The 13211-nt window shown below is 35.8% G+C and carries 13 protein-coding genes and 1 other annotated feature; all 13 genes read left to right on the top strand.

Translation table 11 applies throughout. From position 1 onward, the window contains the following. The first annotated feature begins 22 nt into the window (after window positions 1–22). The 13 genes from BR50_RS09690 to BR50_RS09750 all read left to right on the top strand — a co-directional run bounded on the left by BR50_RS09690 (window position 23) and on the right by BR50_RS09750 (window position 13187). Window positions 23–1162 (top strand): cysteine desulfurase family protein, encoded by a 1140-nt coding sequence (locus BR50_RS09690; RefSeq protein WP_034548257.1) that lies wholly within the window; start codon window positions 23–25, stop codon window positions 1160–1162. 34 nt (window positions 1163–1196) lie between these two features. After that, a complete protein-coding gene (thiI, locus tag BR50_RS09695) occupies window positions 1197–2414 on the top strand; it encodes a tRNA uracil 4-sulfurtransferase ThiI (RefSeq protein ID WP_034548258.1) in 1218 nt (405 codons plus the stop codon). 145 nt (window positions 2415–2559) lie between these two features. Further along, entirely contained in the window at window positions 2560–4158 is a 1599-nt protein-coding gene (locus BR50_RS09700) for an amidohydrolase (protein WP_034548261.1), read from the top strand. Between the two features lie 152 nt (window positions 4159–4310). Further along, the gene (locus tag BR50_RS09705) at window positions 4311–4988 is read left to right on the top strand and encodes a redox-sensing transcriptional repressor Rex (RefSeq protein WP_034548263.1); all 678 of its coding nucleotides are present in this window, start codon (window positions 4311–4313) and stop codon (window positions 4986–4988) included. A 115-nt stretch (window positions 4989–5103) separates the two neighbouring features. Continuing rightward, window positions 5104–5622, top strand: a complete 519-nt coding sequence (tpx, locus tag BR50_RS09710) for a thiol peroxidase (RefSeq protein ID WP_034548266.1) — start codon at window positions 5104–5106, stop codon at window positions 5620–5622. A 27-nt stretch (window positions 5623–5649) separates the two neighbouring features. Continuing rightward, window positions 5650–5888: a binding site (T-box leader), on the top strand. A gap of 75 nt (window positions 5889–5963) precedes the next feature. Continuing rightward, entirely contained in the window at window positions 5964–8609 is a 2646-nt protein-coding gene (locus tag BR50_RS09715; protein ID WP_034548269.1) for a valine--tRNA ligase, read from the top strand. A 147-nt stretch (window positions 8610–8756) separates the two neighbouring features. Next, window positions 8757–10061, top strand: coding sequence for a bifunctional folylpolyglutamate synthase/dihydrofolate synthase (locus BR50_RS09720; RefSeq protein ID WP_034548271.1), 1305 nt, complete (start codon window positions 8757–8759; stop codon window positions 10059–10061). A gap of 26 nt (window positions 10062–10087) precedes the next feature. After that, window positions 10088–10747 (top strand): HAD family hydrolase, encoded by a 660-nt coding sequence (locus tag BR50_RS09725; RefSeq protein WP_034548274.1) that lies wholly within the window; start codon window positions 10088–10090, stop codon window positions 10745–10747. Between the two features lie 69 nt (window positions 10748–10816). Continuing rightward, entirely contained in the window at window positions 10817–11509 is a 693-nt protein-coding gene (gene radC / locus BR50_RS09730; RefSeq protein WP_034548277.1) for a RadC family protein, read from the top strand. A 157-nt stretch (window positions 11510–11666) separates the two neighbouring features. Beyond that, entirely contained in the window at window positions 11667–11867 is a 201-nt protein-coding gene (locus BR50_RS09735) for a cold-shock protein (protein ID WP_013710476.1), read from the top strand. Window positions 11868–12165: 298 nt separating this feature from the next. Beyond that, a complete protein-coding gene (locus tag BR50_RS09740; RefSeq protein ID WP_034548280.1) occupies window positions 12166–12366 on the top strand; it encodes a cold-shock protein in 201 nt (66 codons plus the stop codon). Between the two features lie 204 nt (window positions 12367–12570). Further along, the gene (locus tag BR50_RS09745; protein ID WP_034548280.1) at window positions 12571–12771 is read left to right on the top strand and encodes a cold-shock protein; all 201 of its coding nucleotides are present in this window, start codon (window positions 12571–12573) and stop codon (window positions 12769–12771) included. 215 nt (window positions 12772–12986) lie between these two features. Then, the gene (locus BR50_RS09750) at window positions 12987–13187 is read left to right on the top strand and encodes a cold-shock protein (protein WP_013710476.1); all 201 of its coding nucleotides are present in this window, start codon (window positions 12987–12989) and stop codon (window positions 13185–13187) included. Window positions 13188–13211 lie beyond the last annotated feature (24 nt).

Genomic DNA, 13211 nt, shown 5'->3' on the forward strand with positions numbered 1-13211 from the left:
TAAAAGAAAGTGTGACAATAAAATGATTTATTTTGATAATAGTGCAACAACTAGTATAGATAAAACTGTTTTACAAACATTCGAAAAAGTAAGTCAAACTATTAATGGTAATCCTTCCAGTTTACACCAATTAGGTAATTATGCTGACGGCCTACTTCAACAGTCTAGAAAACAAATAGCTGATTTGTTAAATGTTTCATCTGAAGAAATCTATTTTACAAGTGGAGGAACAGAAGGGGACAATTGGGCTATTAAAGGAACAGCAATTGAAAAACATCAGTTTGGAAAACATGTGATCACAACAGCTGTTGAGCATCCTGCTGTTAAAGAATCAGTTGCTCAGCTAGAGATGCTAGGATTTGAGGTTACTATTTTGCCCGTTGATCCAAATGGAAGAATATCCGTCTCTGATTTGAAAGAAGCTCTAAGGTCGGACACTATCCTAGTTTCGATAATGGCTGTAAATAACGAAGTTGGAAGTATTCAGCCTATTATTGAAATAGGAGAAGTTTTAAAAGATCATCCAGCGGTCCATTTTCATGTAGATGCTGTACAAGCAATAGGGAAAATCCCTTTACTGTTAGGCAGAGAGTCAAGAATTGATTTAGCAACTTTTTCTGCTCATAAATTTCACGGGCCTAAAGGTATGGGCTTCATATACATCAAAAAAGGAAAACAAGTCGCTCCACTTTTAAATGGCGGGGGGCAAGAATCTGGTAAACGTGGCGGTACAGAAAATGTAGCCGGCGCAGCAGCAATGGCTAAGGCTTTGCGCCTTCTGCTTGAAAAAGCAGGAGAGAAGCAAAAGAATCAAGATGAGATAAAAACTTATCTCATGGGACAGCTAGAAGCGTATAGAAGAGTTTCTGTTTTCTCACAAAAAGAAGGTGCTCCTCATATTTTATGTTTCGCTTTAAAAGGAATCAGAGGAGAAGTAATGGTTCATGCTTTTGAAAAAAAAGAAATTTATATTTCAACAACAAGTGCGTGTTCTAGCCGTAATGGTACAGCTTCTAGTACTTTAGTAGCAATGAATGTACCTGGAAAAATAGCCGCAAGTGCGGTGCGTATTAGTTTAACAGATACAAATACATTAGAAGAAGCTGAATTTTTTATGAAAGAATTTGGTCATCTATATCAACAATTCAAAGACATTAAATAAACCGGAAGAATAGCAGAGAGGAAGTAAGCAACACATGCAATACGATGAAGTGATGATACGCTATGGCGAACTGTCAACAAAGGGAAAAAATAAAAAAGTTTTTATCAACCAGTTAGCTCAAAATGTGAAACTTGCCTTGCACGATTTTGAAGAACTAAAAGTACACGGATCGCGTGACCGTATGCATTTAGAATTGAATGGTGCAAACAGTGATGCGGTATTAGGAAGATTGAATGCTATCTTTGGGATTCAAACGTACTCTCCAGTTAGACGTTTGGAAAGAGATATTGAACTTTTAAAAAAAGTTGCAGTCGAAATGATAGCAGAACTTTATACAGAAGGAAAAACATTTAAAATTACTACTAGACGTTCAGACCATGATTATGAGTTGGATACAAATGATATGAACCAACTAATTGGAGCGGAAATTTCTAGTAAAATCGAAGGTATAAAAGTTAAAATGAAAAACCCAGATATCGACTTACGATTAGAAATTAGAAATGAAGGCTTCTTCATTTCTAGTGAAACTATTTTAGGAGCAGGTGGTTTGCCTGTCGGGTCAAGCGGAAAAGGGATGCTGATGTTATCTGGCGGAATTGACTCTCCTGTAGCGGGTTACTTGACTATGAAGCGTGGCGTGAGTGTCGAAGCTGTTCATTTCAACAGCCCTCCGTATACAAGTCCGCGTGCTCTTCAAAAAGCAAAAGATCTAGCTGCTAAATTAGCTGCTTTTTCAGGTAGCGTCCACTTTATTGAAGTACCTTTTACCGAAATTCAAGAGGAAATCAAGAAAACTATTCCAGAAGATTATTTAATGGTTGTTACTCGAAGAATGATGATGAGATTGACTGATCTTATTCGTAAAGAACGCAAAGGGTTAGCAATCATTAATGGAGAGTCATTAGGTCAGGTTGCATCACAAACGCTGCATAGTATGATAGCCATCAATGACGTGACAGCTACTCCTATTATTCGACCAGTTGTTTCAATGGATAAAAACGAAATTATTGAGATTGCCCAAAAAATAGATACATTTGAGTTATCCATTCAACCGTTTGAAGATTGCTGTACAATTTTTGCACCACCATCACCTAAAACGAAGCCTAAACTAGAGAAGTCTCGTGAATTCGAAGACAGATTGGATATTGATGGGTTAATAGAAAGAGCGATGAAAGGTTTAGTAATCACAAAAATCAAGGTTGGAGATACATCAGAAGCTCAGCAAAAAGCTGGTTTTTCAGGTTTGTTATAGAAAAATTAAATAAAATACTGAAAATAAGCTGAACACATATGTTGTGGTCAGCTTATTTACCATCTCGCCTTTGTTAATTTTCGGACGCTAAATAAAGTTTAAGTGATGTATAATGAAAAAAGAGAATTAGACAGGAGGATATAAATTGAAATTATGGAAAAATGGTCTTTTTTATACAATGGAAAAAGAAGAAGAAACAGTTTCAGCTGTGATTACTGATGGTGAAAAAATTGTAGCTGCAGGTGAAGAAGAAGAGTTGAAAAAACACTACAATAAAGAAATAACTGAGGAGATCGATTTAAATGGTGAAACAGTTTTCCCTGGTTTTGTGGACAGCCATTTGCACTTGTTATGGTATGGATTAAGCCTTGCTCGCTTAAATTTAAATCAGTCAAGAAGTAAAAAAGAAAGTATCGATAAGATTCGTGAAACGGTTCAACATCTCGCCTATGATGAATGGCTATTTGTTGAAGGATATAATGAAAATGAATGGCAAGATGATCCAACTCCTATAACAAGAATAGATTTAGATGCTATTTCGACACATCATCCTTTGTTGGTCCGCAGAATCGATTATCATAATGTGGTCATTAATACAGTGTTGATCAATAAAATTGGAATCAAAGAGGGACAAATATATGATGGCGGTGGAGAAATCCAATTAAATCGAGAAGGAAAAATAACTGGAGTTTTAAAAGATGAAGCTACGAATTTAGCTATAAATGCTTTTCCAGCGACAACGCCAAAAGAACAAGAGGAGTACTTGAAATTAGCAATCGAAGATTTATGGTCAAAAGGGATAACGGGTGCTCATTCCGAAGACTTACATTATTTTAATGGATTTGAGGGAACTTTAAAAACTTTTCGTGATGTGATTAAAGAGCAAAAAAAACCTTTTCGCGTACATTTATTGATCCATCATAAGGAACTGAAAGCTTATAATCATTCTGCTAAATCTTTTTTAGATGGTGATCCATATATAGAATTAGGAGCTATGAAAATATTTTATGATGGAACTGTAGGATCTCGAACAGCATTAATGAGTCAGTCGTATGCTGGAACTGTTAACAATGGTTTGCAAATTCAAGCTGATGAAGATTTTGTTTCATTGATCAAAGCAGCACGTAAAGCTAAACTACCAGTAGCTATTCATATTTTAGGGGATAAAGCATTTGAAAAAGTGATTGCAACCCTTCGTGAGTTTCCGCCAATGTCTGGACAACTCGATCGTATGATCCATACCCCTTGGCTGAGTAAAGAACTATTAAAAAAAGCGGAAAATTTGCCGTTGATTTTTGATGTGCAACCGCAATTTATGAGCAGTGATCTGCCCTGGGCATTAGACGTTTTAGGTGAGAACCATCCGCCTTTGGTCTTTGCATGGAAGAGTATAAAAGACGCTGGGTTCCAAGTAGCTGGAAGCAGTGATGCACCAATTGAAATACCCAATCCATTTTATGGCATCCATTCAGCTGTTACAAGAACTGTTAGGGAGGCAACTAGTAAAAAACGTTATTTTCCAGAAGAAGAACTTTCAGTGTTTGAAGCTCTTTCGCTTTACACTATAGGAAGTGCAACTGCTGGATACAAAGAAAATACTAGAGGTAAAATAAAAGCTGGCTATATAAGTGATTTTACTATCTTGAAAAAAAATCCTTTTATGATTAAAAAAGAGGCATTAGATCAAATTAAGGTTTCAAAAACAGTTGTAGGTGGAATCGTAGTATTTCAAAAAAATAATTGACTATTAATAGTATTAGTTTAATTTAAGAAGACAGGCGATAAAAGCCTCCTTCTTTTTTCAAATACAATTGTGATGTTAATCACAATTGTATTGAGTTAATCATTAAAAGATGATATGATAATGAAGAAATTAAAGATCAGGGGGCAGAAATAGTGGAACTAAATACTAAAATACATCAAATTCCAAATGCTACAGCTCATAGACTGCCTATTTATTATCGTTCATTAAAAAAGCTGAATGAAACGTGTGTAGAACGTATAAAATCAAAAGAATTGAGTCAACTTACACAAATCCCCTCAGCAACGATCCGAAGAGACTTTTCTCACTTTGGTGAATTAGGAAGAAGCGGATACGGTTATGAAGTAGCTTATGTAACGGAAGTGTTTCGTGAATTATTAAATGTGAATAATGTCATTAATGTTGTGCTTGTTGGCGTTGGGAATCTTGGAAAAGCCATCTTAACAAATAATTTTAAGAAAGAAAAAAATATTACGATCAAGTGTGCTTTTGATATTCAACCATCTTTTTTTGGAGATGAAATTTCTGGTGTTCCTATTCTTTCAATGGAGAAGATGAAAGAAGTTGTCGTCAACCAACAAATCCATACGGCAATCTGTGCTGTACCCAGTGAAGTATCTCAAGAAGTGGTGGATCAATTAATTGATGCAGGCATTACATCGATATTAAATTTTGCTCCAGGAAGAATAAAAGTACCGAATAACATCCAAATGAAGTATATTGATTTTTCTAGTGAAATCTTCACAATGGTTTATCAAAATGAAGCTCTGTATCCAGTGAATTTTGAAGAAGCCGATCAACAGAATAGCTAGAGATAAGCTAAGTGAAACACTTGAATTAATGTTTGTACCCATTCTGAGGCATTGCTTTAAAAAACTATTATTCGTATACTATTCTAAGATGATAGTTAGAATAGGAGTGTTTGGTATGGAAATTAATCGAAAAGGTACATCATATAAATTGAAAGGTAATCAGCCTAAAGTTGGGGATAAAGCACCTGATTTTAAAGCTAGAAACTTAGCGGATAGTGTGGTTGAATTAAACGACTTTTTCGGAAAAGTTGTATTGATCAGCGTGATCCCAGATATTGATACCCGAGTATGCGACCTACAGGCAAAAGCGTTTAATAAAGTTGCCAGCGAATTAGATGAAGTACAGTTGATCACGATTTCTAATAACACCAAAGCACAACAAGCTGAATGGTGTGCTGGGAAAGATATCTCAATGGAAATGCTGCACGACAGTGAATTGAACTTTGGACAAGCATATGGTTTAATTATGGAAGAGCTTGGGAATTTGGCTCGTTCAGTATTTGTTATCAACCGTAAAGGCGAAATCACTTATCAAGAAATCGTTTCAGAGATGACTAGTGAACCAGATTACGATAAGCCTATCGAGGCTGCTAAAGAAGCAAGGGAACCAAATGAATCAGGCGCATTGAAATAGAACGATTTTAATGCTATTATGTAAAAATAAAAGGCAATGAACAAGAAGAGTAATTTTAGGTGCTGGCTTATTTAGAGAAGAGAACGAATGGTGAGAGTTCTTAGTCAGAATAAAATGAAAGTAGCTTGGGAGCTGACAAGGTGAAAGTAAAGTAACTTTGTTCGGAGTAACGATCCGTTAAAAATGGAACTAAGAGGTATACTTTTTATAATAGTAAAAGTATGCAATATAGGTGGTACCGCGAGTGAAAAGCATTCGTCCTAATAATAATTTATTGTTAGGATGAATGCTTTTTTTTGTTTGTTCAGATCTGTTAAGTAAAATTATAGAGGAGAGATAAGATGACTAATGAATTGAAAATGTCTACTAAATATCAACCGAATCAAGTAGAAGCTGGTCGTTATGAAAAATGGATAGAAAAAGGATTATTCAAACCAAGTGGAGATAAGACAAAAGAAGCATATTCTGTTGTTATCCCACCTCCAAATGTAACTGGTAAATTGCATCTAGGTCATGCATGGGACACAACTTTGCAAGATATTATTATTAGACAAAAAAGAATGCAGGGATTTGATACATTGTGGTTACCAGGAATGGACCACGCTGGAATTGCAACGCAAGCTAAAGTAGAAGCTAAATTAGCTGAAGAAGGTATTTCGCGTTATGATCTTGGGCGTGAAAAATTCAATGATACAGTTTGGGATTGGAAAGAAGAATACGCAAGTGTGATTCGTGAGCAGTGGGCAAAAGTTGGTATTTCAGTTGATTATAGCCGTGAACGCTTTACATTAGATGAAGGGTTATCAGAGGCAGTACGTAAAGTGTTCGTTACGATGTACAACAAGCAATTGATCTATCGTGGGGAATACATTATTAACTGGGATCCAAAAGCTAAAACAGCTCTATCAGATATTGAAGTGATCCATAAAGATGTTGAAGGTGCCTTTTATCATATGAGTTATCCTCTAGCAGATGGTAGCGGGGTAGTAGAAATTGCTACGACACGTCCTGAAACAATGTTAGGTGATACGGCGATTGCTGTTCATCCTGAAGATGAACGTTTCCAACACTTAATTGGAAAAACGGTTATGTTGCCATTGATGAATCGTGAAATACCCATCGTTGCAGATGACTATGTCGAAATGGATTTTGGTACAGGTGTAGTGAAAATTACTCCAGCTCATGATCCTAATGACTTTGAAGTTGGAAAACGTCATGATTTGCCACAAATCAATGTGATGAATGATGATGGATCAATGAATGAATTAGCTGGAAAATATGCCTCTATGGATCGTTTTGAGGCTCGTAAAGCTATTGTAAAAGATTTAGAAGCAGAAGGTCGATTGATCAAAATAGAAAAAATGGTCCACAGTGTCGGACATTCTGAACGTACAGGGGTCGTAGTTGAACCAAGACTGTCTACACAATGGTTTGTAAACATGGCTCCATTAGCTAAAGAAGCCTTAGAAAGTCAAAAGACAGAAAATAAAGTGAACTTTATACCTGAACGTTTTGAAAATACGCATACGCGTTGGATGGAAAATGTTCATGATTGGGTAATTTCGCGTCAATTGTGGTGGGGACACCGTATTCCTGCTTGGTACCATAAAACAAGCGGTGAATTGTATGTAGGGATGGAAGCCCCTGAAGACAGTGAAAACTGGGTACAAGATCCAGATGTTTTGGATACATGGTTTAGTTCAGCATTATGGCCATTCTCTACAATGGGTTGGCCTAACGAAGAAGCTGAAGATTTCAAACGGTATTTCCCTACGAACACGCTAGTAACGGGATATGATATTATCTTCTTTTGGGTCAGCCGTATGATGTTCCAAAGTATAGAATTCACTGGAAAACGACCATTTAAAAATGTGTTGATCCATGGGTTGATTCGTGACGAAGAAGGCCGTAAAATGAGTAAATCATTGGGAAATGGGATAGATCCAATGGATGTCATTGAAAAATATGGTGCAGATGCGCTACGTTGGTTCTTATCAAATGGATCCGCTCCGGGACAAGATGTTCGTTTCAGTTATGATAAAATGGATGCTTCTTGGAACTTTATCAACAAAATTTGGAATGCTAGCCGCTTTGCATTGATGAATATGGAAGACTTCACTGTAGATCAAATTGATTTAACTGGTGAAAAAACAATTGCTGACCGATGGATCTTGACGAAATTAAATGAAACCGTTGAAAAAGTAACCGATTTATTTGAGCGCTTTGAATTTGGTGAAGCAGGTCGCCATTTATACCACTTTATTTGGGATGATTTCTGTGATTGGTACATTGAAATGAGCAAAGAAGTATTGTTTGGAGAAGATGAAAAAGCGAAACAAATGACTAGAAGTATTTTAGCTTATGTATTGGATCAAACGTTACGTCTATTGCACCCAATCATGCCATTTGTTACAGAAGAGATCTGGGAAAATATTCCTCATGAAGGAGAATCACTTGTGGTAGCAGAATACCCGGTTGTCCATCCAGAACTGTCTGACGAAGCAGCAACTAAGGGTATGGATGTGTTGATGGAATTGATCCGTTCGGTTCGTAATATTCGTTCTGAGGTGAATACACCGTTGTCCAAAAAAATTGAATTATTGATCAAAACAAATGATCAAACGATCGAAAAATTCTTGAAAGACAATACATCTTATATTGAACGCTTCTGTAATCCTGAAACGTTGACGATCTCAAGTGATGTAGAATCCCCTGAAACAGCTATGTCAGCTGTAATCACAGGTGCAGAAATCTACTTGCCACTAGCTGGATTGATCAATCTTGAAGAAGAAATCGCTCGTTTAGAAAAGGAATTAGATAAATGGAGCAAAGAAGTGAAACGTGTAGAAGGAAAACTAGCAAATAAAAAATTCGTGGAAAATGCTCCTGATGCTGTAGTTGAAGCTGAAAAAGCGAAACAAGGCGAATACCTTGAAAAACAAGCTTCAGTAACTGAACGTATAAAAGTATTGAAAAATCAGCTTTAAATAATAAGGCGTTATAAAATAAAAACGAGCAAAACTAGAGGGAACTCTTAGCTTTTTGCTCGTTTTTATTGTTAACTAGTGAAAAAGACTGCAGGGTAGTTTATAATTAAATTGGATATGGAATATAAAAATAAGTGGAGGTAAATAATGTTCATTACCTATGAAGAAGCACTGAGCTGGATCCATGCTACTAGAACTTTCGGTGAGAAACCAGGGTTAAAAAGAATGGAATGGATGTCAAGCCAATTAGACCATCCTGAAAGAAAATTTAAATCGATCCATATTGCAGGAACAAACGGCAAAGGTTCTACGCTGGCTTTTTTGAGGGATATGTTTGAAGCTAATGGCCAAATAGTAGGAACGTATACATCTCCTTACATCGAAATGTTCAATGAGCGTATTAGTGTCAATGGAGATCCAATATCAGACGACGAAATTCTGCGTTTAGCGAACGCCGTTTATCCGCTTACAATAGAATTAGAAAAAACGACATTAGGTGGTCCAAGCGAATTTGAGATCATCACGATGATGATGTTGATTTATTTTGGTGAAGGACATGCAGATATAGTTCTTATTGAAGTAGGTATTGGCGGATCATATGATTCGACAAATATTATTACCCCAGTAGTTTCAATCATCACAACAATTGGATTGGATCACATGAATTTACTTGGAGATACATTGTCTGAGATTGCTGCTAACAAAGCAGGTGTCATTAAAGCAAGTGTTCCTGTGGTGATTGGTAAAATTGAAAAGGAAGCTTTGAAAGAAATTGAGGAAAAGGCTACTGAACAAGATAGTTTGTTGCTGAAATATAACCAAGATTTCTTTGTTACAAAATGGCAAACACTTCCAACGTGGGGAGAACAATTTGTATTTGAGGACGACTTCATACGGCTTAGCCCCATTCAAATAGGGATGTTAGGGCGTCATCAAGTGGAAAATGCCGCTGTAGCTATTGAAGCTTTAAGGGTCTATAGTCATGAAATAGGTTTAGCTGTAAATCACGAAAAGTTGCTTAGTGGCTTAAAACATACTTTTTGGCCCGGAAGAATGGAAAAAATAAATGATCAACCGCTTCTTATTTTGGATGGCGCTCACAATGAACATGCTATGAAAACTTTGGTTGAAACGATTAAAAAAAACTTTGCACAACAAGAGGTCTATATCATTATGGCTGCTATGCGGGATAAAGATATCCAAGGAATGGTAGATCAGTTGCAAGGTATAACGAATAGTCACTTAATTCTTACAAGTTTCGACTATCCTAGAGCAGCTGGAATAGAGGACTTAAACAAAGTGATGCTAGAAAATGGAACTGTAACAAACTATTGGCAAGAAGCGTTAGTAGAATCGCTTAATGAGATGGATGAAAATGGTGTATTGATTGTAACGGGCTCACTCTATTTCATTTCAGAGGTCAGAGAATATTTTAAAACAGCAGATAAATGAAGAACAACTAAAATTGGGGGAAGAACATGACTAAAATTGAAGCAGTTATTTTTGATATGGATGGGCTAATGTTTGATACAGAAGTATTATATTATGAAGCAAATCGAATTGTTGCAAAAAAAAATAATTTAATTTATACATGGGAATTCCATGAAAAATATATTGGGATTTCCGATGTAGAATTTCACAAAGAACTTTATTTGAACTACGAGATCAAACAAGCCGAAACATTTATCAAGGAAAGTGGTCAAGCTTTATTAGAGCATGTTGAAATTAACGGTCTACGCAAGAAAAAAGGATTGATTGAATTACTAGATTATTTAGAAAGTAAAAAAATAAAAAAAATAGTCGCTTCCAGCAGTATCAAGTCTCTTGTTTCTTTATTTTTAGAAAAAGAGAAACTAACTTCATATTTTGATGCTGTTATTGGAGGGGATGAAGTATCACGGGCAAAACCAAGTCCTGAAATATATGAAAAAGCGTGGCTAAAAACAGACGTTCCTAAAGAAAAAACGATTGTTTTAGAAGATTCACTTAATGGGATCCGTGCAAGCTATGATGCTCATATCCCAGTCATCATGGTACCAGATCTAATACTGCCGACTAGTGAAGCCAAAGAAAAGACAGTAGCGATTCTTGATGATTTAATTGCTGTAAAAACATTTATTGAACAGCAAAACAACTAAAAAATTAAATAAAATCGACTTCTTCTTTTTCGCGGATAGTAATAATGTGAAAAAGGAGGATTTTTTTTTATGACAATAAAAAGTGTGAATCTTATTAAAGAAGTACCTATTCAATCGAGACCTAGAGAAAGATTAGAGCACTATGGAGAAAAAGCTCTTGCTAATCATGAGCTGCTTGCTATTTTACTTAGAACGGGTATCAAGGGAACAAATGTCGTAACATTAGCTATGACAATGCTTAATCATTTCGAAGATCTTTATTATTTGAAAACGGCTTCTTGTCAAGAGTTAATGGCTCTTTCTGGTATTGGAAAGGTAAAAGCAATTGAATTAAAAGCAGCTATTGAATTAGGCGTCCGTATCTCACAGACCTCACAAATAAAAATTGGTCAAATCACCTCTAGTACAAAAGCGGGTGAGATGCTATTAATAGAAATGCGTGGATTACAGCAAGAACATGTAGTAGTTCTTTACTTAAATACCAAAAATGAAATCATAAAAAAAGAAACTATTTTTATTGGTGGACTTAATTCGTCGGTTGCACATCCCAGAGAGATATTTAGAGGGGCGGTAAGATATTCTGCAGCACGAATCATTGTTGGACATAACCATCCATCGGGTAATCCGGAGCCATCCGAAGCCGATATTCAGTTTACTCGTAGAATGTCAGAATGTGGCGAACTAATGGGTATTGAATTGTTGGATCATATTATTGTTGGCGAACATGAATTTATTAGTTTAAAAGAAATAGGGATTTGTTGAAAATTCATACATAAAGGTTGCTTAATTGAAATACTCATGCTACACTTACGTTGAGTTTTTGTTAGGTAGAACAAAGAAATGTTTCAGAGCATTCCGATTCGCACCGCAAGCAAGAATATCACTATATGTGCTACAAGGCACGAGGAGGAATTTCATTATGGAACAAGGTACAGTAAAATGGTTTAACGCAGAAAAAGGTTTTGGATTTATCGAACGTGAAGGAGCAGACGATGTATTCGTACATTTCTCAGCTATCCAAAGCGAAGGATTCAAATCTTTAGAAGAAGGACAAGCAGTAACTTTCGACGTTGAAGAAGGAAACCGTGGACCTCAAGCAGCAAACGTAAACAAAGCTTAATTAAAAATTAAAATTGTTTGAGAAGTTAGTCCTAGGGCTAACTTCTTTTTTTGTGAAAATAGTTAACTGGATCAAAAGACTATAAACAGATACAAGATAGGTAGATTTATAGTTTTCTTTGATTAAAAAGACATAATATGAAAAAAACTGTGATGTCAGCTTGTGTTGTATTTAAAAACATGCTATACTTACGTTGAGTTTTTGTTAGGTAGAAAATAGAATTGTTTCAGAACATTCCAATTCGCACCGCAAGCAAGAATATCATTATGTGCTATAAGGCACGAGGAGGAATTTTATTATGGAACAAGGTACAGTAAAATGGTTTAACGCAGAAAAAGGTTTTGGTTTTATCGAACGTGAAGGAGCAGAAGATGTATTCGTACATTTCTCAGCTATCCAAAGCGAAGGATTCAAATCTTTAGAAGAAGGACAAGCAGTAACTTTCGACGTTGAAGAAGGAAACCGTGGACCTCAAGCAGCAAACGTAAACAAAGCTTAATTAAAAATTAAAATTGTTTGAGAAGTTAGTCTTATGGCTAACTTCTTTTTTTGTGGTGAAATTAGCTTGTACTATACTTAATAACATGATATACTTAAGTAGAATTTTTGTTAGGTAGAACAAAGAAATGTTTCAAAGCATTCCAATTCGCACCGCAAGCAAGAATATCACTATGTGCTATCAGGCACGAGGAGGAATTTTATTATGGAACAAGGTACAGTAAAATGGTTTAACGCAGAAAAAGGTTTTGGTTTTATCGAACGTGAAGGAGCAGAAGATGTATTCGTACATTTCTCAGCTATCCAAAGCGAAGGATTTAAATCTTTAGAAGAAGGACAAGCAGTAACTTTCGACGTTGAAGAAGGAAACCGTGGACCTCAAGCAGCAAACGTAAACAAAGCTTAATTAAAAATTAAAATTGTTTGAGAAGTTAGCCTTAACGGCTAGCTTCTTTTTTTATTAAAAAACAATAGTTTCTCTTGAAATATCGAAAAATGGATGCTACAATTACTGTAATGTTTTTGTTAAGGATCACGTAGAATTGTTTTATAACAGTCTGAATCGTACCGTTAGCAAGAATATCAATATATGTGCTATAAGGCACGAGGAGGAATTTTATTATGGAACAAGGTACAGTAAAATGGTTTAACGCAGAAAAAGGTTTTGGCTTTATCGAACGTGAAGGAGCAGATGATGTATTCGTACATTTCTCAGCTATCCAAAGCGAAGGATTCAAATCTTTAGAAGAAGGACAAGCAGTAACTTTCGACGTTGAAGAAGGAAACCGTGGACCTCAAGCAGCAAACGTAAACAAAGCTTAAGCTTGTAGAAATTTAAAAACAAAA

It is taken from the genome of Carnobacterium alterfunditum DSM 5972, assembly GCF_000744115.1.
GTDB lineage: Bacteria > Bacillota > Bacilli > Lactobacillales > Carnobacteriaceae > Carnobacterium_B > Carnobacterium_B alterfunditum.